Origin of the sequence: Halofilum ochraceum (assembly GCF_001614315.2) — a bacterium.
GTDB classification, from domain to species: domain Bacteria; phylum Pseudomonadota; class Gammaproteobacteria; order XJ16; family Halofilaceae; genus Halofilum; species Halofilum ochraceum.
Genome location: NZ_LVEG02000001.1, coordinates 172,163 through 198,221, shown reverse-complemented (window position 1 = coordinate 198,221; position 26,059 = coordinate 172,163). Strand labels below are relative to the sequence as shown.

23 protein-coding genes are annotated in these 26,059 nt (G+C 65.0%); 10 read left to right on the top strand and 13 right to left on the bottom strand.

Going from position 1 to position 26,059, the window contains the following annotated elements:
• Positions 1-466 precede the first annotated feature (466 nt).
• From A0W70_RS00945 to A0W70_RS00915, 7 genes are all read right to left on the bottom strand, one after another.
• Positions 467-2,167, bottom strand: a complete 1,701-nt coding sequence (locus A0W70_RS00945; protein WP_070987468.1) for a methylmalonyl-CoA mutase family protein — start codon at positions 2,165-2,167, stop codon at positions 467-469.
• Positions 2,139-3,134: a methylmalonyl Co-A mutase-associated GTPase MeaB gene (gene meaB / locus A0W70_RS00940; protein WP_070987466.1), complete on the bottom strand. Its 996-nt coding sequence runs from the start codon at positions 3,132-3,134 to the stop codon at positions 2,139-2,141. The genes A0W70_RS00945 and meaB overlap by 29 nt, the downstream gene beginning before the upstream one ends.
• Positions 3,131-4,555, bottom strand: a complete 1,425-nt coding sequence (locus tag A0W70_RS00935) for a phenylacetate--CoA ligase family protein (RefSeq protein WP_245675780.1) — start codon at positions 4,553-4,555, stop codon at positions 3,131-3,133. The genes meaB and A0W70_RS00935 overlap by 4 nt, the downstream gene beginning before the upstream one ends.
• 37 nt (positions 4,556-4,592) lie before the next feature.
• Entirely contained in the window at positions 4,593-4,796 is a 204-nt protein-coding gene (locus tag A0W70_RS00930) for a hypothetical protein (RefSeq protein WP_070987462.1), read from the bottom strand.
• A 78-nt stretch (positions 4,797-4,874) separates the two neighbouring features.
• The gene (locus A0W70_RS00925; RefSeq protein WP_070987460.1) at positions 4,875-5,315 is read right to left on the bottom strand and encodes a cobalamin B12-binding domain-containing protein; all 441 of its coding nucleotides are present in this window, start codon (positions 5,313-5,315) and stop codon (positions 4,875-4,877) included.
• A gap of 6 nt (positions 5,316-5,321) precedes the next feature.
• Entirely contained in the window at positions 5,322-6,011 is a 690-nt protein-coding gene (locus A0W70_RS00920) for a GntR family transcriptional regulator (protein WP_070987458.1), read from the bottom strand.
• A gap of 615 nt (positions 6,012-6,626) precedes the next feature.
• The gene (locus A0W70_RS00915; RefSeq protein WP_070987456.1) at positions 6,627-7,598 is read right to left on the bottom strand and encodes an MBL fold metallo-hydrolase; all 972 of its coding nucleotides are present in this window, start codon (positions 7,596-7,598) and stop codon (positions 6,627-6,629) included.
• 143 nt (positions 7,599-7,741) lie between these two features.
• On the opposite strand from A0W70_RS00915, the gene A0W70_RS00910 reads away from it, so the two are divergent.
• The 9 genes from A0W70_RS00910 (at position 7,742) to A0W70_RS00865 (ending at position 19,009) form a co-directional block, all read left to right on the top strand.
• Positions 7,742-8,425 (top strand): GntR family transcriptional regulator, encoded by a 684-nt coding sequence (locus tag A0W70_RS00910; protein ID WP_070987454.1) that lies wholly within the window; start codon positions 7,742-7,744, stop codon positions 8,423-8,425.
• Entirely contained in the window at positions 8,422-9,348 is a 927-nt protein-coding gene (gene prpB / locus A0W70_RS00905; RefSeq protein ID WP_070987453.1) for a methylisocitrate lyase, read from the top strand. The genes A0W70_RS00910 and prpB overlap by 4 nt, the downstream gene beginning before the upstream one ends.
• Positions 9,345-10,469 carry a bifunctional 2-methylcitrate synthase/citrate synthase gene (gene prpC, locus A0W70_RS00900; protein ID WP_070987451.1) on the top strand — a complete coding sequence of 375 codons (1,125 nt, stop codon included), beginning with the start codon at positions 9,345-9,347 and terminating at the stop codon, positions 10,467-10,469. The genes prpB and prpC overlap by 4 nt, the downstream gene beginning before the upstream one ends.
• A 369-nt stretch (positions 10,470-10,838) precedes the next feature.
• On the top strand, positions 10,839-12,326 hold the full coding sequence (locus A0W70_RS00895) for a bifunctional 2-methylcitrate dehydratase/aconitate hydratase (RefSeq protein WP_425402589.1): 1,488 nt from the start codon (positions 10,839-10,841) through the stop codon (positions 12,324-12,326).
• 819 nt (positions 12,327-13,145) lie between these two features.
• Entirely contained in the window at positions 13,146-16,019 is a 2,874-nt protein-coding gene (locus A0W70_RS00890) for an adenosylcobalamin-dependent ribonucleoside-diphosphate reductase (RefSeq protein WP_245675779.1), read from the top strand.
• 161 nt (positions 16,020-16,180) lie between these two features.
• Entirely contained in the window at positions 16,181-17,122 is a 942-nt protein-coding gene (locus A0W70_RS16665) for a hypothetical protein (RefSeq protein WP_139150649.1), read from the top strand.
• Between the two features lie 275 nt (positions 17,123-17,397).
• Positions 17,398-18,279: a hypothetical protein gene (locus tag A0W70_RS00875; protein ID WP_070987441.1), complete on the top strand. Its 882-nt coding sequence runs from the start codon at positions 17,398-17,400 to the stop codon at positions 18,277-18,279.
• 166 nt (positions 18,280-18,445) lie between these two features.
• Positions 18,446-18,700, top strand: a complete 255-nt coding sequence (locus A0W70_RS00870; protein WP_139150648.1) for a hypothetical protein — start codon at positions 18,446-18,448, stop codon at positions 18,698-18,700.
• A 123-nt stretch (positions 18,701-18,823) separates the two neighbouring features.
• Complete coding sequence (locus A0W70_RS00865) at positions 18,824-19,009, top strand: hypothetical protein (protein ID WP_070987436.1); 186 nt, start codon at positions 18,824-18,826, stop codon at positions 19,007-19,009.
• A 210-nt stretch (positions 19,010-19,219) separates the two neighbouring features.
• On the opposite strand, the gene minE is transcribed toward A0W70_RS00865, so the two are convergent.
• The 5 genes from minE to A0W70_RS00840 form a co-directional block, all read right to left on the bottom strand.
• On the bottom strand, positions 19,220-19,501 hold the full coding sequence (gene minE, locus A0W70_RS00860) for a cell division topological specificity factor MinE (RefSeq protein WP_070987434.1): 282 nt from the start codon (positions 19,499-19,501) through the stop codon (positions 19,220-19,222).
• 4 nt (positions 19,502-19,505) lie between these two features.
• Positions 19,506-20,312: a septum site-determining protein MinD gene (gene minD / locus A0W70_RS00855; protein ID WP_070987432.1), complete on the bottom strand. Its 807-nt coding sequence runs from the start codon at positions 20,310-20,312 to the stop codon at positions 19,506-19,508.
• 37 nt (positions 20,313-20,349) lie between these two features.
• The gene (minC, locus tag A0W70_RS00850) at positions 20,350-21,060 is read right to left on the bottom strand and encodes a septum site-determining protein MinC (RefSeq protein WP_070987430.1); all 711 of its coding nucleotides are present in this window, start codon (positions 21,058-21,060) and stop codon (positions 20,350-20,352) included.
• 628 nt (positions 21,061-21,688) lie between these two features.
• The gene (locus tag A0W70_RS00845) at positions 21,689-22,516 is read right to left on the bottom strand and encodes a MipA/OmpV family protein (RefSeq protein ID WP_070987428.1); all 828 of its coding nucleotides are present in this window, start codon (positions 22,514-22,516) and stop codon (positions 21,689-21,691) included.
• Positions 22,517-22,672: 156 nt separating this feature from the next.
• Positions 22,673-22,903, bottom strand: a complete 231-nt coding sequence (locus A0W70_RS00840) for a hypothetical protein (RefSeq protein WP_070987426.1) — start codon at positions 22,901-22,903, stop codon at positions 22,673-22,675.
• On the opposite strand from A0W70_RS00840, the gene A0W70_RS00835 reads away from it, so the two are divergent.
• Entirely contained in the window at positions 22,902-24,428 is a 1,527-nt protein-coding gene (locus tag A0W70_RS00835) for a GMC oxidoreductase (protein WP_070987424.1), read from the top strand. The genes A0W70_RS00840 and A0W70_RS00835 overlap by 2 nt on opposite strands.
• Here the strand turns inward: A0W70_RS00835 and A0W70_RS00830 are convergent.
• On the bottom strand, positions 24,379-26,058 hold the full coding sequence (locus tag A0W70_RS00830) for an alkaline phosphatase family protein (protein WP_070987421.1): 1,680 nt from the start codon (positions 26,056-26,058) through the stop codon (positions 24,379-24,381). The genes A0W70_RS00835 and A0W70_RS00830 overlap by 50 nt on opposite strands.
• Position 26,059 lies beyond the last annotated feature (1 nt).

Genomic DNA, 26,059 nt, shown 5'->3' with positions numbered 1-26,059 from the left:
GGAAAGGATGAAAATTCGGTCTCTCGCCAAGACGCCAAGCGCGCCAAGAAAGGCACGTTAAGAATGTTTTCCTGGCGCGCTTGGCGTCTCGGCGAGAACCGGTTTCCCGAGGAAGGGCGCGCTGGAGCCTCAGAACGTAGGCGCGTTTTCGCCGAAGGCGAACGCGCGCATCCGCTGCGCAGCGATCGAATCGTCACAGGGACACAGGGACGTAAGCCGGCCTTGACCGGCGCGGGGACAACGGTATCCATTGCCTGGCGTCAATCGCGCCGGGCAACGCCGGCATTCGGCTTCGCCGAGGGCCGGCCTACGTTCTATTGGTCCTATCGAGCGGACGCTTGCGACTTCCAGAGGCCGGTTCGCGAGCAAGCTCGCTCCTACAAAAGTCCTTCGTTTTCTCTGCGCTCCCTGGCGAACTTGGCGTCTTGGCGAGAACCGGTTTTTTTGGCGGACGGGGGCCGACCGGTCAGATCACCGGCGTCTCGCGGTACGTGCCCCACAGCTCACGCAGGTTTTCGACGATGTCGCCCATCGAGGCGCCGGCCTTGACCAGTTTGATGGTGACCGGCATCAGGTTCTGTGACTCGTCTTCGGCGACGTTGCGCAGTTCTTCCAGCAGCTGCTGGACCTCGCTCTCATCGCGTTCATCGCGCACGCGCTGCAGGTGCGCGATCTGGTTGCGCTCGGTCTCGGGGTCGTGCGGATGGACCTCGACCTCGGGGTCGCCGTCTTCCTCTACGTAGCAGTTGACCCCGATGACCGGGCGGTCGCCGCTGGCCTTGCGGATGGCGTAGTCGTAGGCCGAGTCCGCGATGCCGCGCTGGAAGTAGCCGTCGTCGATGCACTGGATGGTGCCGCCCATCTCCTCGACCTCATCCAGAATGCGCCACACCTCTTCCTCGATGCGCGTGGTGAGGTTCTCGACGTACCAGGAGCCGCCGATGCCGTCGACGACATCCGAGGCGCCCGTCTCGTGGGCGATGACCTGCTGTGTGCGCAGCGCGATCTTCATCGCCTCTTCGGTCGGGATCGAATACGCCTCGTCGAGGCCGTTGGTGTGCAGCGACTGCGCACCGCCCAGCACGGCCGACATCGCCTGGAAGGCGGTGCGTACGATGTTCACCTTCGGCTGCGGCTTGGTCAGTGTCGCCGCCGCGGTCTGCGCGTGGAAGCGCAGGCGGCAGGACTCCGGCTTCTTCGCGCCGAAGCGCTCGCCCATGATCTTCGCGTACACGCGCCGCGCGGCGCGGAACTTGGCGATCTCCTCGAAAAAGTCCGCCTGGCTGACGAAGAAGAACGACAGCCTGGGAGCGAAGTCGTCGACATCGACACCGGCATCGACGGCCTCCTGCACGTACTGGATCGTGCTCGCCATGGTGTAGGCGACCTCCTGGGTCGCCACGGCACCGGCCTCGGAGATGTGATAACCGGAGATGTTGAGCGGGTTGTAGCGCGGCAGGTGCTGAGCGCCGTAGGTGATGCAGTCGCGCACGATGCGCAGCGACGGGCGCACCGGATAGATCCATTCCTTCTGCGCCATGTACTCCTTGAGGATGTCGTTCTGGATCGTGCCCGAGAGCTTGGTCTGATCGAAGCCGTTTTTCTCGGCCACGGCGATGTACATCGCGAACAGGATCCAGGCGGAAGGATTGATCGTCATCGACACGGAAATCTTTTCGAGATCGATCTGATCGAACAGCGCCTCCATGTCGGCGAGCGTATCGATCGCCACACCCTCGCGGCCGACCTCACCTTCGCTCATCGGGTGGTCCGAGTCATAGCCCATCAGCGTCGGCATATCGAAGTCGACCGACAGGCCGGTCTGGCCCTGCGCCATCAGGTAATGGAAACGCCGATTGGTATCGGCCGCCATGCCGAAGCCGGCGATCTGGCGCATCGTCCAGTGGCGCCCGCGGTGCATGGTCGGGTACGGCCCACGCGTGAACGGGTAACGGCCCGGCAGGCCGATGTCGTCCCAAGGCGTCTCCGAGGTATCGACCGGCGTGTAGGTGCGTTTGACGTCGAGGCCGGCGCCGGTGCGGAACGTTTCGCGGCGCTCGGGCGCGCGCTCCAGGAAACGGGCGACTTCGTTGCCTTCCCAGTCGCTGTACTCCGCGTCGATGCGGTCGAGTTCGTCTTTACTGAACAGGGTCTGCTGTCGATTCATGGCGGATCCTCGTATGAACGGCGGCCAGCAGCTCCACGGCGCCGGCATGCGGGTCGGTTTCGCGTCGGCTGACGCGGCCCAGGACATCGGCGAGATCGGCTTCGCGCTGACGGCGGAAGTCCTCGCGCACGATGCCCTCGGCGATCTTGAGCATTCGGTTGGCGGCGATCTCGCTGCGCTTGGTCTCCAGTTCACCGGAGTCGATCAGATGCGTTCGGTGGCGGTCGATGGCGTCACGCAGCTCGTCGAAGCCGGTCTTCTGTTCGGCACTGGTGGCAACCACGGGCGTGTACCACTGATCCGGGCCGCTGGGCATGCTCATGGTGAGCATGGTCTTGAGTTCGGTGACGGTGCGGTTCGCGTCCGCGCGATCGGCCTTGGAGACGACGTGGATATCCGCGATCTCCAGCACGCCCGCCTTGATCGCCTGGATGTCGTCGCCGAGCCCCGGCGCCGAAACGACCACGGTGGTGTGTGCGGCCTGAACGATGTCGACCTCGTCCTGCCCGACGCCGACCGTCTCGATCAGGATCGTGTCGAAACCCGCGGCATCCAGAATATCCACGGCGTCGAGACTCGCCTTCGCCAGCCCGCCCAGCGAACCCCGCGTCGCCATGCTGCGGATGAACACGCCCGGATCTTCCACGAGGTCCGACATGCGGATGCGGTCACCGAGAATCGCGCCACCGGAGAACGGGCTGGAAGGGTCGATCGCGACGATGCCGACGCGGCGGCCATCCGCGCGCAGCGTACGCGCAAGCTGCGATACCAATGTCGATTTGCCACAGCCGGGCACCCCGGTGATGCCGACGACATGCGCATGGCCGGTATGGCGATAGAGTTCGGCGAGGGCCGGACGGCACTCGTCCTCACCGCCCTCCACACGGGTAATCAGCCTTGCGGCCGCGCGCAGGCTGCCCTCGCGCACACGCCGCGCGAGTTCGTCTGATGGGACGCGCTCCGTCACTCCGCCTCCTGGCGCAGACTGCTGTAGAGATCGCGATCCTCGATCACGCGCTTCGCCTTGAAGTCGGTGCGCGGGAAGGTATCCGCAGCGACCATCTCGATGCCGACGCGGAAACCGAGCATGCGTTCGAGATCGTGCTTCGCCTTGTCGCGGAATTCTTTCACGGCATCGGCACCGCGCGCCTCGAGTTCCTTGGACGGCTCCAGGCGGATCAGCAGCTCGTCCATGCTGCCCTCGCGGGTGATTACGATGCGGTGCTCGCCGCCGTAGCCTTCCATCTCGTTGAGCGTCGCGTGGATCTCGCTCGGATACACGTTCTCGCCGCGGATCTGGAACATATCGTCGATGCGGCCGTAGATCCCCCGCGGCAGGCGCGGATAGGTGCGCCCGCAGGGGTTCTCTTCCATGACCCAGTGGGTCAGATCACCCGACTGCAGGCGGATCATCGGCTGCGAGGTGCGTTCGAGATTGGTGTACACCGGCGTGCCCTGCTCGCCCCATGGTACGCGGCGGTTGGTGTGTGGATCGCAGACCTCGCCGTAGACCATGTCCTGCCACAGCATCATGCCCCCGGTCTCGGCGCTGCCGGCGCCGTTCATCCAGGGCGTGATCTCGGCCATCGTGCCGGAGTCCACGACGCGGGCACCGAACAGTTCGGCGATGCGATCGCGGATCCCGGGGATCGACGCCCCCGGCTCGCCCGAGAAGAACATCACCTTCAGGCCGAACTCGCGCGGATCGACGCCCTCTTCCTCGGCGACCTCCGCCAGGCGCAGTGCATACGAGGGCGTCGCGTAAAAAGCAGCCGGCTGCATCATCTTCAGCCAGGTCACCGCCCGTTGCGTCATGCCGGGCGCACCGGCACCGAACGGGAAGCACTTGCAGCCGAGACGCTCGGCGCCGGCGAGCGTGCCCCAGGAGCCCATGTAGAGGCTGAACACCGAGGCGATGAACACCATATCGCCCGGGCGGATGCCCATGCCCCACATCACGCGGGCCTGGTTGTTGGCGATCGTCTTCCAGTCGCGGCGACCGATGCCGAACACGGTCGGCCGGCCGGTCGTGCCCGAGGTGCCATGGATGTGATGGATCTCGTCCTCGGGGATGCACAGGTAATCACCGAAAGGCGGCGCGCCCGCCTGCGAATCGCGCAGGTCCTGCTTGGTGATGACCGGGACGCGATCCTCGAAGTCTTCGAGCGATTTGATGTGATCGGGATGGACGCCGGCCTCTTCCCACTTGCGCCGGTAGAACGCCGAGTACTGCCAGGCGTAGTTCATGACCTCCTGGACGCGCCCGAGGATCTTCGCGTCGCGCGCGGCCGGATCCATGGTCTCGCGCTCGGAGAACCAGTAGCGGCTGGACGGATCGGGGAAATACCCTTCGTCGTAATCCGGTGGAAACTGCCACTCTTCCATCATTCACACTCCACGTCGGGCATGGCCCACGGGTGTTGTTTTACGCAGTCGAAATTCGTTTTCTCGCCAAGGCGCCAAGCGCGCCAAGGAAGGAATAAAAATAACCAAAGCCCTTGTAGGAGCGAGCTTGCTCGCGATAGTCCTTGTAGAGCGTTCCGAGCGTGGCGTTGACGGTCGGCAGCCTCTGAGCTTTCGACCAAACCTCGCTGAAGACGACGCGCCGTGCGGGCACAATCGCGAGCAAGCTCGCTCCTACAGGTTCTCTGCAGTCCCTTGGCGCGCTTGGCGTCTTGGCGAGAGACAATTCCAGGGCCTCACCGGGTTACCGCGGCCCGCGCTCGGCGACGAGCTGGCGGAACGCGTTGACGATCTCGTCGGGCGGCGTGTCCTGCAGCATGATCTTCTGCACGCCCATTTCCGTGAGCTTCTTGACATCCTCGTCGGGGATCACGCCGCCGCCGGCGACGATGATGTCCTCGGCCTCGTTTTCCTTGAGCGCCTTCATTACGCGCGGGAACACCGTCATGTGCGCGCCCGACAGAATCGATACGCCGAGCACGTCGACGTCCTCCTGTACAGCGGCGGCGACGACCTCCTCGGGCGTGCGGTGCAGGCCCGAATAGACGACATCCATGCCGGCGTCGCGCAGGGCGCGCGCGACGACTTTCACGCCACGGTCGTGCCCGTCCAGCCCCACCTTCGCCAGCAGGACCCGGATGTTCTCGCCGGCGCCCTGCGCTGATTTCGCTGCGTTATCCGCCATCGGTGATTACCCCTGTGCAGTCCCGACCCGCGCCTCCGAATCGGCGCGGGCCATCTCGTTCTCGAACCAGTCCGACGCACGCTCGGCGTGCGCCCGTGCCGCGCGCTCGGCCGCAGCGGCGTCACCCGCGCAGACCGCGTCCAGGATCGCGGCGTGGTCATGCCACACCTGCTCCTGATGGCGGTCGTCGCTGAGGATCGTCTGCATCACGCGCCGGGTGTGATTCCAGTGCGAGGCCATCGTCTCGAGGATCATGGCGTTGCCAGCGGCCTCGTAGATGAGCTGATGGAAGGCCATGTCGGCGGCGATGAGCTCCGGAATGTCGTCATCCCGGGAGGCGCGGCGGCCGCGCTCGAGGATGGCGTCGCCGCGCGAGCGCAGATCCGGGCCGGCTCGGCGCGCGGCCAGCCCGGCGCTGACCTGATCGATCCCGGCGCGGAACTCGTAGAGCTCGCGCACGAAGCGCTCTTCCAGCGGCGCCACCTGGACTCCGCGTCGCCCGGCCGGCTGCACGAAGCCTTCCGCCTCCAGCCGCTTGAGTGCCTGCCCGACCGGCAGTCGCGAGACATCGAGCTGCCGAGCCAGCCCGTCCTGCGTCAGCCGTTCACCCGGCGCCAGCGAGCCGTTGCAGATGCCCTCGACGATCCGTTCATGGACCAGGTCCGGCAGCGCTTTCTGGTGTCCGATCGCGTCCATTGTCTCCGTCGCTCTCCCTGCCGCGGATCCGTAATGGACCCGCTCTGCATTCTGTATACAGTATCCTTTTTACCGGAGCCTGGGCGTGCATGCAAACCGGGGAAGTCCAGGGGGCGGGCGCATGCGTTTTCGGTTGCGGATGGAATCGGGTGCCTGGGGCGCGCTGCGCGCATTCGGATGGCGCTCGGCCGCGCCATCCGAAGACGCGCCTACGCCCCCGGCCGTTGCGGGATGCCACCACGTAGGCCGGCCTTGCCCGGCTCGATGGACACGGCTTCGGCTAGCGGGGCGTCCGGTGCCGGGCAATGCCGGCATCCCCTCCGTTTCACTCCGGCAAGGCCTGCCTACGGGGATCGGGCACGGAGGAAAGCGAGTAGGCGCGTTTTCGCCGAAGGCGAACGCGCGCATCGGCTGCACCGCACAGCCGAGGTGGCGCAACTGCACAGGGGGCATGCCGGCTGTTGCCTGTCGGCAAAACCCGGCCTACGGCCGGGGACAGGTCACCGGCGCCGTGCAGTACGTAGGCCGGCTTGCGACCGGAGGGAGCCAGCCGGCGGTCGAGGTGGCGGCACTGTACAGAGGGGAGCCGGCAGTCGCCCGTCGACAAAAGCCGGCCTACTTTCCCTTTTCGGCGGCGCGTTCCTCGCGGCGGCGGCGCCAATGCCAGAGACCCTGGGCATTCACTTCGATGTCGATGCGATACCGATCCCGCATCGTCGCGGCCTCGTCGCCGCGCCCGCGACGTTCGAGATCCGCCGAGCAGGCGGCGTAGAGGCGTTCGAGGAGGTCTTCGACCGAGGACGCCTGCAGGGCGATATCGAGCCACTCATCCATGATGCGGTGGAGTTCGCCGGCCACCGTCGCCGCGTTCTCGATCGTCGCGAAGTGGGCCGGCTGCACGCGCGCCGGTTCGAGGCCGACGATGCGGTCCAGGGTCTCATGCATCGCATCCGGCGCCAGTTGCGGCGGCGCCGTGGGCAGGATCACGAACGGCCCGTCCGGCCCGACCAGTTCCGGATAGGAGACGCCGAACGCATCGCCCGCGAGCACGGTCGCCGTGCGCGCGTCCCACAGCGCCTGCTGGTGCCAGGCGTGGCCGGGCGCGTAGATCAGCTCAAGCTCGCGGGTGCCGAGCGTCAGCGTGTCGCCATCGCCGGTCTCGACCACGCGCTCGGCCGCCACGGGTTCGACGCCGGCGTAGTACCGGTCGACGAACTCGTCGCCGAAAACGGAGCGCGAGCCCTTCTCCAGCTTCGCGGGGTCGATTACATGGGGCGCCGCGGACGGGTGCGCCGCCACGCGCGCACTCGGCAGGCGCTGCATCAGTGGGCCCACGCCGGCCATGTGATCGAGGTGGGCGTGACTGACCACCACCCAGTCGACCGCATCGGCCGCGATGCCGAGGGATTCGACCGCCGCCACGAGCGCGTCGACGTTACCGGGGACGCCGGTATCGAAAATCGCCGCGCGGCCGGAATCGACGACGATCGTGCAGCTGGTATGCCGCGGCCGGACATAGTGGGTGTCGAACCGATAGATCCCCTCGGCGATCGTATCGAGGCGTTCATCTGCGTTGGGCGGCGTCATTCCCGGCTCCGGTGGCGACCAAGCCACCATTGATAACCGCCCAGGGCGCTCGGCGCAAGATTGCCGGACAATCCGGCCTTCCGCTTGACACATGGACCCATTTGTAAGAGCTTCCGCGATCTACTGTCCGACAATCGAGCCCCATGGATCTGAGCACCCCCACGACCGCGACCACCCTTCTCGCCACCCTGCGCGAATCCATCATCGACGGCGGGCTGCCAGCGGGCGCCCATCTGCCCGAGCTCGAACTCGCCCGCCGCCACGGCGTCGCCCGCAGCACCGTGCGCGAGGCGATCGCCGGGCTGGTCACTCGCGGCCTGGCGGTGCGGCGGCACAATGCCGGCGCCCGGGTCTGCATCCCGTCGCGCGAGGAACTGCGCGCCCTGTACGAACTGCGCGAGTGCCTCGAGGGCATGGTCTGCCGCCTCGCGGCGCAGACGATGAGCGATCGGGCCATCGAGGGCATCCGGGCGTTGCTGTCGGACCACGAGAACAACGCGGATCTGCGCGAAGGCACGGCCTACATCCAGGGCGAGCACGACCTCGATTTCCACTCGCGCCTGGCCGCCGGCAGCGGCAACGCCATGCTGGAACACCAGCTGGATGGCCAGCTCTACGACAAGCTGCGGCTGTACCGGCGCCAGTTCGGCATGGTCGGCCCGCGAGCGCGTCCGGCCTGGAATGAACACCAGCAGATCGTCGAGGCCATCGCCGACCGTGACCCCGAGATGGCCGAGATGCTGATGCGCCGCCACATCCGTGCATCGTTGAAGAACATCGAGCAACGCATGGCCGCGACCGAATCGCTGGCCGAGGAGACCTCATGAGTACATCACCGGGTGGGCGCTTCCGCAGCGAGCTCGCGGCCCACGAACCGTTGCCGATCGTCGGCACGATCAACGCCTATTGCGCCGTCATGGCCGAACGCCTGGGCCACCGCGCGATCTACCTCTCCGGCGGCGGCGTCGCCAACGCCTCCTTTGGCCTGCCGGATCTCGGGCTGACCGACCGCAACGATGTGCTGGAAGACGTCCGCCGCATCACCGACGCCTCGTCGCTGCCGCTGCTGGTCGACATCGACACCGGCTGGGGCGACGCCCTCGGCATCGCCCGCACCATCCGCGGCATGATCCGCGCCGAGGCCGCCGCCGTGCACATCGAGGACCAGGTGGCGCAGAAGCGCTGCGGCCACCGCCCCAACAAGGCCTGCGTGAACACCGGCGAGATGGTCGACCGCATCAAGGCGGCGGTCGATGCCCGCAGCGATCCCGAGTTCTTCATCATGGCCCGCACCGACGCGTTCGCCCGCGAAGGCCGCAACGCGGCCATCGACCGCGCCTGCGCCTACGCCGAGGCCGGCGCCGACGGCATCTTCGCCGAGGCGGTCGCCGAGGAAGACGACTACCGCGCGTTCCGCAAGGCGCTCGGCGACGTCCCGCTGCTCGCCAACATGACCGAGTTCGGCCGCACGCCACTGCACGAGCGCAGCGACCTGGCGGACTGGGGCGTCGACATGGTGCTCTACCCGCTGTCCGCGTTCCGCGCGATGAACCGCGCCGCCGAAGCGGTGTACTGGAGCCTGCTGGAAAACGACAGCCAGAACGAGGTCGTCGACCTGATGCAGACGCGCGAGGAACTGTACGACTACCTCGACTACCACGCCTACGAACACAAACTCGACGAGCTGTTCGCCCGCGGCCAGGGTCGCGACAACAAGGGCGGCGGCGCTACAGGAGGCAAGGACCAATGAGCAAGCAAGCCAACGCGAGCGCCGGCCTGCGCGGCCAGGTCGCAGGACAGACCGCGCTGTCCACGGTCGGCATCGAGGGCTCGGGCCTCACCTATCGCGGCTACGACATCAAGGATCTGGCCGAGCACTGCCACTTCGAAGAGGTCGCGCACCTGCTGCTGAAGGGCCATCTGCCGAACCGCCAGGAACTCGACGGCTACAAGAAGCGCCTGCGCGCACGCCGCGAACTCCCGGCACCGTTGGCCGAGGCGCTCGAACGCATCCCGGTGAGCGCGCACCCGATGGACGTGATGCGCACCGGCGTATCGATGCTGGGCACCCTCGAGACCGAACAGGACTTCAGCGAGCAGGACGAGGTCGCCGACCGCATCCTGGCGCTGCTGCCGGCGATCGTCTGCTACTGGTACCGCTACAGCCACGACGGCGTGCGCATCGACACCGACGTCGATGCCGATTCGATCGGCGGGCACTTCCTGCGCATGCTCCATGGCGAGCAGCCGGACCCGGTGCACGAGCAGGCGATGCACGTCTCGCTGATCCTCTACGCCGAGCACGAGTTCAACGCCTCGACCTTCACCGCCCGCGTCTGCGCCTCGACCCTGTCGGACATGCACAGCTGCATCACCGGCGCCATCGGCTCCCTGCGCGGCCCGCTGCACGGCGGCGCCAACGAGCACGCCATGGAGATGATCGAGCAGTGGAAGTCGCCGGACGAGGCCGAGAAAGAGATCCTCGGCAAGCTCGAACGCAAAGAGAAGATCATGGGCTTCGGCCACGCGGTCTACCGCGAGTCCGACCCGCGCAACGCCATTATCAAGGGCTGGTCGAAGCGCCTCGCGGAGACGGTCGGCGACGAAACGCTATACCCGGTTTCGGAGCGCTGCGAAGAAGTCATGTGGCGCGAGAAGAAACTCTTCTGCAACGCCGACTTCTTCCACGCCTCGGCGTACCGCTTCATGGGCATCCCGACGAAGCTGTTCACGCCCATCTTCGTCATGAGCCGCCACACCGGCTGGGCCGCCCACGTCTTCGAACAACGCGCCGACAACCGCATCATCCGCCCCTCGGCCGAATACACCGGCGAGGAACTGCGCCCTGTGCCGGCGATCGATGAGCGTTAATCTTTTTTAGAACCACGAATGAACACGAATGGACACGAATGCTGCCGCTTGGCTTGTCGATCGTTCGGGAGCTTTGCTGTAACGCTTCTGAGGGCTCTTGCGTGATCACCCGAAAACGGCATAACCGAAAAATGGACAAAAGATAAACAAAAAATAGCAATGCGATGAATTCAACACGGTGACCGGATCCAGTCATCAACTATTTTTTGTCCATTTTTAGTTCATCTTTTGGTTATGCAGTTTCCGTATCACACACGACGGCGTAACAGCGAAGCTCCCCGAATCCATATAAGCCCTGCGGCAGCATTCGTGTCCATTCGTGTTCATTCGTGGTTCCCGATTTTTGCTTCCACCCCCTGACCCCGGAAAATCCCAATGAGCACAACCGAAACGAATATCCGCCCCGATTACGACGACGAGATCCAGGCGATCGCGGATTATGTCCGCAATACCCGCATCGACTCGGACCTCGCCTTCGACACGGCCCGGCACTGCCTGCTCGACACCCTCGGCTGCGGCCTGCTCGCGCTGGGGTATCCGGAGTGCACGCGGCATCTGGGGCCGCGGTTTTCGGGGATGGAGATCAAGCACGGCGCGCGCGTGCCTGGCACCGAGTTCGAGCTGGATCCGGAGAAAGCGGCCTGGGACATCGGCTGCATCATCCGCTGGCTGGATTACAACGACACCTGGCTGGCCGCGGAGTGGGGGCACCCCTCGGACAACCTCGGCGGCATCCTCGCGGTGGCGGACTTCCTCTCCCGCCGCAGTGTCGCCAAAGGCGTCGCGCCGCCGACCATGCGCACGGTGCTCGAGGCCATGATCAAGGCGCACGAGATCCAGGGCGTGCTGGCGCTGGAGAACAGCTTCAACCGCGTGGGTCTGGATCACGTCGTGCTGGTGAAGGTCGCGACCACGGCCGTCGTCGCGCACATGCAGGGTGCGACGCGGGAGCAGCTGCTGTCCGCGATCTCGCACGCCTGGGTGGACGGCCAGGCCCTGCGCACCTACCGCCACGCGCCCAACGCCGGCCCGCGCAAGTCCTGGGCGGCGGGCGACGCCACCGCGCGCGGCGTGCGCCTGGCCGATATCGCCCTCAGAGGCGAGCCCGGCATCCCCGGGGCGCTGTCGGCGCCGCAGTGGGGTTTCTATGATGTCCTGTTCAGCAAGACCAACCGCGATCAGGCGATCAAACCGGAAGGCGAGCGCCGCTTCCGCCGGCCGCGCGAATACGGCAGCTACGTCATGGAGAACATCCTGTTCAAGCTGTCGTTCCCGGCCGAGTTCCACGCCCAGACCGCGTGTGAGGCGGCGGTCACGCTGCATCCGCAGATCCGCGACCGCATCGACGACATCGATCGCATCGCCATCACCACGCACGAATCGGCGATCCGCATCATCTCCAAGACCGGCAACCTCGCGAACCCGGCCGACCGCGACCACTGCCTGCAGTACATGACCGCCGTCGCCCTGCTGCTGGGCGACCTGCGCGCCGAGCACTACGCGGACGACTTCCACGCCGACCATCCGGAGATCGATCGCCTGCGTGAGCGCATGGAGATCAGCGAGGACGAGCGCTACACGCGCGACTACCTGGATCCGGACAAGCGCTCCATCGCCAACGCGGTGCAGCTGTTCTTCAAAGACGGCTCGTCCACCGACCGCATCGAGGTGGAATACCCCATCGGCCACCCGCGCCGCCGCGACGAGGGCATCCCCGCCCTGCTCGCCAAATTCCGCCGCAACGCCGGCACCCGCTTCGACGCGCACCACTACGAGGCGCTGGAGGAAATCTGCACCGACCCGGCCCAGCTCGACGACATGCCGGTCAACGACTTCATGAGCCAGTGGAAGCCGTAGACCGACAACCCGCGTAGGCCGGCTTTTGCCGCAAGGCAACAGCCGGCAGCGCCTGCACAACACCTCAGCCTCGACCGCCGGCTGGCTCCCTTCGGTCGCAAGCCGGCCTACGTCAAATGAGATGCCCCAGACCCGGCGTCCCCCGTAGGCGCGTCTTCGACCGGGCCACCCCACCGGTCGAATGCGCGCGGCCGGCCCGAAGCGCCGTATTCGGTCGGTGAAACCGAATACGCGCGCTCCCGGACAACTACCGCCCCAAAATGTAGGAGCGAGCTTGCTCGCGATCGTGCCCGCACAACCGTTCGGAGGGCACCCAGCCCGGAAACACCCCGAAGGCCGCGCCAGTCTCTCGGGGAATCCGCGCCCCCGATCCACCCGCCGACCATCGCGAGCAAGCTCGCTCCTGCAATTCCGTGCTCGCGCCGACCGGATTCCGGAAAACTCCCCGATACCCCTTGACCACAATCGGCTGTGCCGCCCGCTCCACCGCCTTCCTGACACGCGAATCAACACACCCCACCCAACCCCGCGCCATGCCGCGATTTTCGCCCTCAACGCCCCCGACTTACCCCCGGTTCATACCCATGTTATCCACAGGCTTTACACATCATCTAGTGGTCGGTTAATAACTATACAACAATTTGTTGTGGTTTCTGTTGACCGCCCCCGGGGAGGCTCCTACACTTTCATCACTGGGCGCGAGGACCTCGCTGCCCGGCCCGCCAGCGGCGCACGGCCGCTTTCCGCGCGGGTTGCAGGAGGGAGCCGGCGCACCGCCACGCCGACGTACGAGAGACCACGAACCGGATGACTGCCGCAATGGATTTCCAGCCGATTTCAGACGACGCATTCCAGGAAAAATACGCCAAAGACGGAGAAGACCGCGTCGCGCAGCGCGCACGCGTGGCCCGGGCACTGGCCTCGGTCGAGAAGAAGAACAAGAAGGATTGGGAGAAGAAGTTCGCCGGCGCGCTGAAGGACGGCTTCGTCCCGGGCGGCCGCATCCAGTCCGGTGCCGGTACCGGTCTGCAGGTCACCCTGATCAACTGCTTCGTCCAGCCGGTCGAGGACAGCATGAACGGCATCGCCGAGGCCCTGCGCCAAGCCATGCTGACGCTCAAGGCCGGCGGCGGCGTCGGTTACGACTTCAGCCCGATCCGCCCGAAGGGCGCGCTGGTGAAGGCCGTCAACGCCGAGGCCTCCGGCCCGATCTCGTTCATGCGCGTGTTCGACCGCGCCTGCGAGACCATCGAGTCCGCCGGTTACCGCCGCGGCGCCCAGATGGGCGTGCTGCGCGTCGATCACCCGGACATCCGCGAGTTCATCGAAGCCAAGTACGAGCGCGGGCAGCTCTCGAACTTCAACGTCTCGGTGGGCGTCACCGACGAGTTCATGCAGGCGGTCGAGGATGACGGCTACTTCGAGCTCACCCACGAGTCCGAGCCTTCCCCGCGGCGCAAAGAAGCCACCGACGTCTACTACGACGAGGACAAGGGCAAGTGGGTCTACGAGCGCGTGCGGGCCCGGGAGATCTGGGACTTCGTCATGGAGGCGACGTATGACCACGCCGATCCGGGCGTGCTGTTCCTCGATCGCATCAACAACGAGAACAACCTCTGGTATGCCGAGCACATCCAGGCCTGCAACCCCTGCGGCGAGCAGATGCTGCCGGCCTTCGGCTGCTGCTGTCTCGGCTCGATCAACCTGACCGAGTTCGTCGAGCAGCCGTTCGCCGAGAACGCGTACTTCGACAAGGAGCGCTTCGGCGACGTCGTCCGCACCTCCATCCGGATGCTGGACAACGTCCTCGACGCCACCGCCTGGCCCCTGCCCGAGCAGGACAAGGAAGCGGAAGCCAAGCGCCGCGTGGGCCTCGGCTACCTCGGCCTCGGCGACGCGCTGATCATGCTCGGTATCCGCTACGACAGCGAGGAAGGCCGCGCCATGGCCGCCGAGATGTCGCGCGTGATGCGTGACGAGTCGTACCGCGCGTCGGTCGAGCTGGCGCAGGAGAAGGGCGCGTTCCCGCTGTTCGACGCCGAGAAGTACCTGCAGGGCCAGTTCGTCGCGCGCCTGCCGGACGACATCAAGGAGAGCATCCGCGCCCATGGCATCCGCAACAGCCACCTGATGTCGATCGCGCCCACGGGCACGATCACGCTGGCGTTCGCGGACAACGCCTCCAACGGCATCGAGCCGCCGTTCTCCTGGACGTACACGCGCAACAAGCGTATGCCCGACGACACCACGCAGAAGTTCGACGTCGAGGACCATGCCTTCCGCGTGTGGCGCCAGCAGGGCAACGATCCGGGCCCGATGGTCGAGGGCCGCTACGCCAACCTGCCCTCCCAGTTCGTCTCCGCGCTGGAGATGAACGTCGAGGACCACATGCAGATGATCGCCGCGGTCCAGCCCTACATCGACTCGGCCATCTCCAAGACCTGCAACGTCCCGGCCGACTACGACTACCAGGGCTTCCGTGAGCTCTACTCGCGCGCCTGGCGTGCCGGCGCCAAGGGCCTGACCACGTTCCGCCCGAACGACATCACCGGCGCAGTGCTCGAAACCAGCCACGACAGCCAGCAGCCGTCCGAGTTCGACCAGTCCGACGCCGACCGCCGCCTGCGCCTGGACAAGACCCCGCAGCCGGCGCTGGCCAGCCTGCGCTGGCAGAACCGCCCGAGCTTCCCGGACGGCAACCCGGCCAAGACCTACATGGTCAGCCACCCCGGCGGCAAGTTCGCGGTCTTCGTCGGCTACGTCGAGAACGGCCCCAACGGTGACGAGAAACACCCGTTCGAGGTCTGGGTGAACGGCGCCGAGCAGCCGCGCGGCGCGGGCGCGATCGCCAAGGCGCTGTCGATGGACATGCGCACCCGCGACACCGCCTTCCTCAAGGCCAAGCTCGACAGCCTCGCCAAGGTGCATGACCAGGCGTTCGACCTGCCGATGCCGCCGAACGGCGAGCTCCAGCACGTGCCCTCGGCCGTCGCCGCCATGGCCATCCTCGTGCGCCACTGCTGCGAGGAACTGGGCGTATTCGACCGCAACAAGGAAGACACCCCGGTCCTCGACGCCCTGATGTCACCCAAGGAGCCCAAGACCGGCGCCAGCGGCACCATGTCCTGGACCGTGGACGTCCTGAACCCGAGCACGGGTGACGACTTCGTCCTCGGCCTCAAGGAACTGAGCCTGCCGGACGGCGAACGCCGCCCCTACAGCATGTGGCTCGCCGGCGAGTACCCGCGCGCCCTGGACGGCCTCTGCAAGGTCCTGTCCTACGACATGCGCGTGATCGACCCGGCCTGGATCGGCTCCAAGCTGCGCACGCTGGTGGACTTCCCCGAGGCCCAGGGCGACTTCCTTGCCTGGGTGCCGGGCGCCCACCGTCAGGCGGTACAGCCCAGCACGGTCGCCTACATCGCCCGACTCATGATCCACCGCTACCACATGCTCGGCATCCTCGACGAGGACGGCTTCCCGGTACAGCCGATGGACGTCATGTTCACCGACACCGGCGCCGCTCATGACGGCCAAGACGACAACGTCATCCCCTTCGACGGCCTGCGCGCCGCCGGGGCCAACGAAGTCACCCCCGGCCGCCGCTGCAGCGAGTGCGGGAATTACGCCATGATCAAGCGGGATGGGTGTGATTTCTGTACGGCTTGTGGGGCGCAGGGGGGATGTGGGTGATCTTCAACCTCCTCCGCACGGTCGCTACATGATCACGCGGGATGGGTGTGATCGGTGTACGGCCTATGGGGATCAGGAGGGGTGTGGGCAATCCTCACCCCTCCGCACCGTCGCAAGGCGCCGGACGACACCCGCATCGTCTCACCAAACGGATCGACCTGATGGCGCGACATGAATTCCCGGAAAAGACGAAAAGAACCATCGCTGAACGAGCTGGCGGGCGTTGCAGCTTCCCGGGCTGCGATCAGCAATGCTGGGTTCCCAACTCCGACACGGACAAGTCCACCTCGGTCGGCGTGGCGGCACATATACACGCTGCGAGTCCCGGCGGGCCAAGATACGACCCTGATCAGTCTCCAGAACAACGGAAGAGTGCAGACAACGCGATTTTTCTATGCCAAGACCATGCTCATTTGATTGATGCCGACTTCAGTGTTTACAGCGCCGAGACTCTTCGAGAGTGGAAAGCTCGACACGAGAAGCAAATTGCCGGAGAGGTCGAGGAAGCATTCGCCCTCCCTGCTATCGAAGTATATCGCCAAAGCGGAATCAGTATTGACGCCAGCCTTCCTAAAAAGGTGACGCAAGAAATCATCGCGGGGCTCGTCGAACACCGAATCGTGGTCCGAAACTCCACCGACTATGAATACCGGCGTATTGGATTCAAACTCCAGTATCCAGAGCTACTCGGGCGATTCCTGAATATCCAAGGTCCCGCTGGCTTCGACGGGCAGGCAATCTTTGAACAGGACAATGTCCGGATCAATGTAACAGGTAGCGGGAGCGTGACGCTCCCCGGCAACGACTTCGTTGGTTCCGTTATAGTCGAAGGCAAAAACATGCTGCCTAACGACAGCATAACGCTCGATATACCATCCCTCGCTGATCACACTGGCCTCGCCCCACCACGGGCAGACGAGGGCGACCCCAAATACTACTTTTGGATACACGGTGAGGTTACAGTCACGCTGAGCAATGTACTTAAGCAACTAAAATTCTCTGCGCCCCTATTCTACGACGACGCACATCGCAGAATTACTGCCGGCAGCGTACATGCATCGCGACCTGAGCATGATCCGTATATCACCCTGCTCACCTTCTAAGTCATCATGAATTCCGTGAGAGCGGGTTCCCCACAGGGGGGAACGGTGTCAGGTCTTGCCTTTTGCCCCCGCTCGAGCGTCGTGAAACAATAGGAGAAACACCACGAATCTGACCATCGCAACACCCTATTTGTGGTCTGCCCCGGCTTTCCGTTCAGGGTCAGGGCAAATACTCACCGGCGTTGTTACTCGCACATCCTTGGGTCGGGTCTAGCGCCGCATCATCGACGCTCAACGTTGCCTCCCTGAGCAGAGTAAAAAGCGAGGGCCCTATCATGGACCGAGAAAAGCCACAAATCGCCACTTCAGACGACCTCCCTCACCTACGGTCATTATTTGAGGAGAACGGCCCGCTTTCTGCTTATGGCGACTCGTGCCAGTTCGATCTTATTTTTGACGCGAATGCATTGCTTCGTGACATCTACTGGCTTTCGGTGAAAGCCAACGACAAGGACACACGAACCTCTGTACTGGAAGCCCTAGAGTCCGAGGTTATACAAGGGTACGCGCCGTCGTACCTTCGCACCGAGATCGCAGAAAAGATTCAGGAAATGTCTCTACGGTACGACATTCCCGAGCGCGTTTTTTTGAACCAGTGGGCTCGTTTCGAAGGACACATCCACTTCGTCGAAGTTGGCGGACCCGACGAAGGAGGCAGTGATGACGATGACCCGAAAGACGTGCCGTACATAAGGCTACACGAAATGCTGGACTATCCGGTTGTTTCGCGAGACACGGATATTAGGCGCATGGGCGGCCGAAGCGTCGACCCCGATATTTGCTTTACGATCCGGCTCTATGCAAGGGATAACGCTGTCGAGTTGCAGCTAGTATCTATGGCCGCCTACTCAACGATGATACCCGCGGCCGTCGTTTCAGGACTGACTAACTTTTTCAGGCAGATGATTGTCCCACGAGCCAGGTCGACGCCCACATGGGCGTGGATTGCAATTGTCATGATTATCGGAATTGCATTTATCCATCCGCAATCACGTAAATACCTTCAAGACACTTCCGAGCGCCTTATAGAAGGGATAAGTCCACTCCTCGGCGTCGCCCATACATTGCTGACCCCTCTTATAGACGAGTATGGCCGCGCGACACTTTCCAGCGCGGAGACGCGCCGAGCCATTGAGGATAGCCTCCAAACGGGCTAACGGAACAGAAGTTCCGGGGACGGTATACCGGTCTCTGCGGGAGGAGTTCGATATACCGCTCCCGGAATCGGTGCCCGGAATCGTTGAGCGGCACACAGCTTCAAAAGCGGCCAAAGGCCCGGTCCTGATATCCTCGGCGCCGGGTCTTTTTGTGTAAGGGGGAATCATGAACGATCCATCAGCAGCACTCAGCGGCGGATCTCTGATTATCGGCCTACTAGTGCTTTTGGTCTTAATCCTCTGGATTCTTCTTCCGTTCGCGGTATTTGGCCTCAAACCACGCGTAGACGAGGTGATCAAGCAGCAGAAGATTACCAATAAACTGCTTTCGGAAGTCGCCGCCAGCGGTGGAGAGCCGGTCCACGAGACCAACGAGAGTGAGAACCAGCGCTCGGGCAGAAAAGCCCCGCAGTTTGACTAGCTCTGATGCAAGGCCGGTTCCGCATGTATGCCGCCATAGGCCCCGGCCCCTTCATGGGGCCGAGCCTTTTCGTTCGCAGGACGGTTCGATACGCTCCGCGCATGCCCGCATGGAGCGCACACCATGATGACTAAACCCGCCGGATGCGCCGCCCAGCTGGGCGGGGCCGTCATGCTCTTTCTCTCCATTGGCGCTTTCTCGGACGGAAACACGCCGATTGGCTGGCTGCTGTTGCTTATTGGGGGAGCGTTCTTTGTCGCTGGTGGACATAGCGCACGGAAACACATGAAGCGGGAGAACAAGCAATGATATCCGGGCTGTTCAACTCGCGAAGCGGCGCGCTGGAACCGCTAGGCGAGTATCGAGGGCACGGGGGCAAGAGTTCCGGAGACGGTATACCGAACTCGTCGCGTGGAGATGGGTATACCATCCCCGGAGTTCCATGCGCCGTCGGCGTCAAGCTGGATCCGCCGCGGCCGACCCGCTGAAACGTCAGGAGAGGCAGGAAACCAGGGGCATTCAGCGGCCCCGCGCCGGGGCCTGTGGGCTGGAGCCTTCCGGCAGCGTGATGTTCAACTCCAGGTACTCGTAGTCCCCTTCCCGGTCGACCTGCATGCGCACGGCGTCGTCGTCGACCGCGACATACTTGCGGACCACCTCGAGCAGCTCCTCGCGCAGGGGCGGCAGATAGTCCGGCCCGCGCGCGTCGCTGCGCTCATGGGCGATGATGACCTGCAATCGGTCCTTCGCAACCGCCGCCGACTCGCGCCGCTTGCGGCGAAAAACATCCAGGATACTCACTGCCTCAGCTCCCGAAGAGGCGGCCGATCAGCCCCTTTTTGCGTGTCAGGAAGCGATGCTCGCGCGTCTCGCCGAGGTAGCGCGCCACCGCATCGTTATACGCCTGTCCCGCGTCCGAGCGCTCCTCCATGCTGACCGGAAGGCCCGAATTCGAGGCCGTGAGAACGGCGCTTGACTCCGGGATGACGCCCAGCAGTGGTGTCGAGAGGATCTCGCATACGTCGTCGGCGGCCATCATCTGGCCCTTGCTGACCTGTGCGGGCGAATAGCGCGTCAGCAGCAGATACTCGCCGACGGGCTCCTCGCCGTTTTCGGCCCGTCGCGTCCGGCTACCGAGCAGTCCGAGCACACGATCCGAATCGCGTACTGACGAAACCTCCGGATTCGCCACGACGAGCGCGTCGTCGGCGTGATACATGGCCAGCTGGGCACCGCGCTCGATACCCGCCGGGGAGTCACAAATGACGTAGTCGAACCGCTCGGCGAGCTCACTGATGACGCGTTCCACGCCCTCCTCGGTCAATGCGTCCTTGTCGCGCGTCTGCGACGCCGAGAGGATGTAGAGGCCCTCGAAACGCTTGTCGCGGATCAACGCCTGATTGAGATTCGCCTCCTGGTTGATCACGTTGACGAAATCGAACACCACCCGGCGCTCGCAGCCCATGACCAGGTCGACGTTACGCAGACCGACGTCGAAGTCGACGATCACGACCTTGTGCCCGGCCTTGGCCAGACCCGCGCCGAACGCCGTCGAGGTGGTCGTCTTGCCAACACCGCCCTTACCCGAAGTCACCACGATCACGCGCGCCAAAGTCCACTCCTCCCGTGTCAGTTCCTACCGGCCTGGATCAAACGCCTTCCAGGCGCTCGATACTGAGGGCATCCCCGTCGAGTCGAATCTGCACCGCGTGGTTGCGGTGCGCCTCGGAGAGATCGTCGCCCACCTGATACCGCCCCGCGATCGAGATCAACTCCGCATTGAACTGCTGGCAGAAGACCCGTGCCGTCTCGTCGCCCTGTACTCCCGCGCCGGCACGCCCGTTGAGGGCGCCGTAGACGTGGACGCACCCATCGGCGAGCACCTCCGCTCCCGGGCCAACCGGCGCGAGGATCACGAGATCGCCGCCGCGCGCATAGACCTGCTGCCCCGAACGCACGGGGCGCGTGACGAACCGCGTCGCCGATGTCTGCGGGGCCGCCGGCTGCTCCGCCCGCGGCGATCCCGCCTCCGCACCGGCCCGCAGTAGCGGCAGGCCGACCTGGTCGGCGAGTCCGCTCGCCGCCTCCTCGCTGCTGCCCAGCGCCGTCGGCACGAGACGGCGCGTGTGCAGGCCGGAGACCAGGCGCTTCACCATCTCCGCATCCGGCAGACGCTCGAGGCGGTCCAGCTCCAGCACCACCGGCATACCACGGAACATCGCCGGCGCCTGCTCCACGTGCCGGTCGACGGCCCTGAGAAGGGTGTCCGTCTCCACGCAGCTCAACTGCAGCGTGAACAACGTGGTCAGCCGACTTTTGATCTCGAGCACAGAGGTGTCGAGGTCCGAGTTCTGCGACATGGACAAACGGAGCAATCAAACGGGTGGTGCCGAAACATCGAAATGCGCCGGCAAAGGAGGCGGAATCCTACCAGCCTGATCCCCCCTGAAAAACAGGCGAAACCGCTTCCAACGAGAAGTGCGTCTCAAAACGAGGACAAGGTCGCCACGGACAGATGAATCGGTCGGGGGCCTACGGTGACCCTACAGAGAGGCGTCCGGGGTCAAGTTTTCTTTTTGGTTATCTGGATCAAGGGATAAGAGTCGTTGAACGTGTCCCGGAACTCCCCGCGAAGCGCACGCCGGCCGGAAGCGACCGGGTCACTCGCAGCCGGCGCCGGCGTCCCAGTGGTAGTGCGTGACCTCCTTGAACCGGGCCCCTCGCGCCAGCCCTGCGGACACAATAAGCCCCAGCGCCGTGTGCGCCGGCCGGCGGCGAACCGCCCGCCTCTGGCCGCCAGGATCGCCCGAGTCGGCCGGGGGAATTCCGGGGACGTTAGACCTCCCCCCGTGGAGATACGTATACCGTCCCCGGAATGCCCGTCCAGATCAGACTTCTGGAGTTACTGGAGAAGTGGGCGCCGCAAAAGTCTCATCCGACCCCGTTTTTCCTTGTTCAGCGGTGGTCTGCTGTGATCCGGTTCGCGATTCAGAATACGTAGACTGCCCCAATCCCCACTTCCGCTTCGTAATCGCTGCGCGCAATTGGGCTATCCCTGACATCGCTACCGTAGTGCTCGTATACCGCCTCGCCAAGAATCTGCCAGTTCTCGCTGACAAAATAACGGAGGTTATAGTTTACCCCGATAGAGCGGAAGCCACCGTCGAGATCGGTTTCGGCCAGCCCGGAATCGGCGGACTGTTCCGAGTTGATACCAAAATCTCTATTCGCATAATCGCTATCGTGAAAAACCACAGCGAGACTCAGTTCCTGCCCCGTACCATCTGTTTGATCACCGAACCGACGCCCAACCGCAATAAGACCAAGGCTTCCGTCATCGCTGGCAGTAAGCCGTCCATCCAGCCAATAACGCCAGTCCGAATCAAATGCGCGACGCGCCTGCAGAACGAGTTCCGTAGTCTCGTCGTTGTCACCAAGGCCGTCCAGACGACCGTCATCGGAATCGCCCTCTTCCCGACCCTCGTCGAAGGCCACAGCCGCATCAAAAAACCAGGTTTCAGATCGAAGCCCCCGCCAACCGAGCGCCTCACCCGCCCAATAGTAAATATTATCTCCGCTCCGCCACTGCACTGCGCCAGCAGGGTCGACCTCGAATTCAAATTCATCGGATCCTTCGTAGGCAGCCTCGTACTCAACACTCAGACCAAGCCCGAAACCCCAGCCGTCTTCGCCTCTGGTGAAGTCATCGATCGACGGCAATGGCACCAAAGCTGTCCGTGAATCATTCCCCATTGCGGTTTGAGCGAAGAACACATGTACCAATAGGATCAACGCTAAACCTGCAAACTTCTTCATTTCGATCAGGCTCCAATCCGGGTGGATAAAATGGAAAACAGCACAGACCACGAATCCTGGGCCAGTCGCGGGCATATTCGTGGCCGGTCCGCGATTGGCTTCGCCATCACGCGCGTACTGCCAGAATCCGTCTATAGTCCAGGAACGGGAAGAAATCTATCGGGCGGGAATTCCGGGGACAGCAGCGGCCTGCAGGAGTTCCGGGGACGCGAGTTCCGGGGACGGTATACCGATCTCGGTGTCGGGCGGATCGATAGCGCGCTGATAGGCGCCCGCCACGAGATATTCGGGGTCTACCTTCTGATTCAGCAGGCCGGCGGTAAGCTCCAGGCGTTCCCCGGTACGGTAGGCCGTCGATGAACGCCGGTAAGGATCACGCACGACCATGTTGCAGGATGCACTGACGGACCCGAGCGAGGCTGACCTGCATACCGATGTCTGCATCGTCGGCGGCGGACCGGCGGCCCTGGCGCTGGCCGCGGAGTTCGATTCGCACGGCCAGCGGGCGATTGTCCTGGAGAGCGGCGGCCTCGATGCGGAAACCGACGCACAGGACCTTAATGACGGCCGGGTCTTCGGGGCGGAGTATGCCGGCCTTCGGCAAACGCGCCACCGCCAGGTCGGCGGAACGGCCAATGCCTGGAACACCCCGCTGACGGATTCCATCGGTGCGAAATACGTTCCGCTGGATGCCGCCGATGTCACCCGCGGCGCGGGGGACGGCTACATGGATTGGCCGTTTGACCTCGATCACCTGCGCCCGCACTACGAGCGCGCGCAGGCCCTCTGCGGCCTTGGACCGTTCGACTACACCGGGGCGCACTGGTGCGACCCGCGAAACACCTTCGCCCTTCCCGACGAGCGGCTCCGGCGCTCCGTGTACCAGTTCGGCCGCGCCGACGTGTTCACGGCGGTGTTGCCGGAGCGCATCCGCGCCAGTGACTCCGTCACCCTGCTCTACCACGCCACCGCATGCGCGCTTCACTTCGATGGCGATACCGTCTCCAGTATCGAGGCGGCCACACCCGAGGGCGGACGATTCCGGATACGCGCCCGGGTGTTCGTGCTGGCCGCGGGGGCCATCGAGAACGCGCGGCTTCTGCTGCTTTCCCGTGAGGCTGGGCGGGATGCGCCGGGCGACGGGAGCGGCTGGGTGGGACGCTGTTTCCTGGAACATCCCCGGGACAGTGCGCTGTGCCTGATCCCGGAGCGGGCGGACGTCTACCGGAAGGCCGCTTTCTACGACCGGCACGAGGGGAAGGACGGCACGACCGTGGCCGGGCGGCTCGCCGTCGAGCCGCGCGCCGACGATGGCGAGAGACAGTCCAACGCCTCGATCAGTCTGCTGCCGTTGCCGAAGGTCCCCGGCATTGGCGGACGGCTGTTGCGCCGCGCCTACCGCCACCTGCCCCATCGCTTGAGACGCGATCCGCCAACCGGCTACGGCTGGAGCCGTCTGGCGAATCCGGAACGGCTGTTCCGCGGCTTTCAGTTGCTGGTGAATCTGGAACAGCAGCCGGAACCGGAGAACCGTCTCGTGCTGGGGCGCGACGTTGACCGGCTGGGCCTGAGACGGGTCGAGCTGCACTGGCAATGGCGGCCGACCGACCAGGCGAGGCTGGAGCGGCTGCGGGACTCGATCGCGGGCGCGCTGGAGGCCACGGGGATCGGGCGCGTCGAGCGGACCGCGGACGCCGCGCCCGATCTGAGTGCGCACCACCACGCGGGGACCACGCGCATGCACACCGACCCGCGCTACGGCGTGGTCGACGGCGATACACGGGTGCATGGCGTCGACAATCTCTACGTCACCGGCGCCTCGGTGTTTCCCACGGCCGGATTCGCGAACCCGACGCTCACGATCATCGCCCTTGCATTGCGTCTGGGGGATCACCTTCGTAGCCGTCTCTGACATCCGGCTGGACAGGCCGAACCGCTGAGTTGTCGGGCATGATCCCGTCGATCGGTGTCCCCTCGGCGGTCTCCAGATCGACGCCCAGAAGCCGCGTCCACGTCGGCGCCAGGTCCAGGATGGATACCGTCGCTTCACCCTCGCCGGCCGCGATGCCCGGACCGGCGGCGAACAGCATTCCCCGGGACCGGTGTTCGCCGGTCCGCCCGTACTCGTTGGCCCCTTCGACCACCCCTACACGGGGGGAATGGACCCGAACCCGTGCGCCGGCGCCATTGCCGACCCGCGTGCTGCCCGTCGCCACCGCGTCACTGTACTCGACCACCAGATCCGGCAGGTCCTGCAGGCGAGGCCCCTGGTAATGCTCGTCGACACGGATCACGCGCTGGATGAAGGGCTGGCCGGTCCGCTCGTCGACGATAGCCAGGAGATCCTGCGTCAGTTCGCGCATGAACGCATCCGCCTCCGGTCCGGGCTGCAGCATGCCCTGTGGCTCGCGCCCGGCGAGGTTGAGCCGGATGCCCCCGGTCGCGAGTCCGTTGGGCTGGTGGAAGCAACGGCTCTCCGACAGATTCACCGGCGGCATGGTCGGGGGCCCCTTCGCCGGCGCCTTGGGCCCGTAGCGACCGCGGATACCGCGCAGGCGTTCGCGGACGGGCGAAGGCAGCCGATGCCATCCCCATCCCACCCCCGCCGTCAGCATCGACCGCCGCCGAGCGCCTGATCCGTCCGCGCTCCGGCCTGCCGCCGCAATGGGCCGCGACACCCCCAGCCGCGCGAGGATCTCCGGCAACAGGAAGTCCGCGCCGTACCAGTACCCCATGCCGTGCGCGGAGAACGCGAACACGGTGCAATCCCCGGCCTCCTCGATAATCCGGCCGATGGCGCTGTCGACGGACTGGTACACGCGCCTCACCGGGTCCCCCACAGCGGCGGCCATCTCCGCGTCGTGCGCGGGGTGCGACGGGTCATGCAGATGCCAGCACTGGTGGCCGACACAATGCGTTTCCGAGAAGACCTGCATGAAGGCATCCCATGCGCCCTCCCGAAGGAACTCGCGGGTCATCTCGGCCTTGGCTTCCACGCCCCGTACGAGGCGTTCGACGAACGCCGCATGGTCCGCGGCGGTACACCGCTCGCCGTCGCAGCCCGCGCCCACCGGATGATCGCCGAACCGTGCCCGGATCTTCTCCGCCAGCGATGCCGGGTGCGCATGGAATCCGTACAGGGCGTCGTGCCCGCCCCATTCCTGGATCTGCATGCCGTTGAGCGAGGGATCGATGGGGCTCAACGGGACGTCGAGCATCGCCACCCGCCGGTCCGCATCGCTGAGCGCGCGCCAGAACGGCGTGCCGTGGATCAGGCCGTGGTCCTGCGGTCGGTGATAGCGGTACGTCCCCGGGCGGTGCTGTATCTGGTAGTGGAATCCGTGGCGCGCGGGGGTCGTGCCGGTGTAGAGGCTCGGCCACGTGGAACCGATGTGGAAGCCGGCAAGCCCGCGGATCCCCGCGGTCCGCCCACGGCGCGCGAGCGCGGCCAGGTTCGGCAAGGTGCCGTCCGCCGTCCATTGCCGCAGCAGTTCCGGCTCGGCGGCGTCCATCCCGAGGATCAGCAGGCGGGTCGATGACATC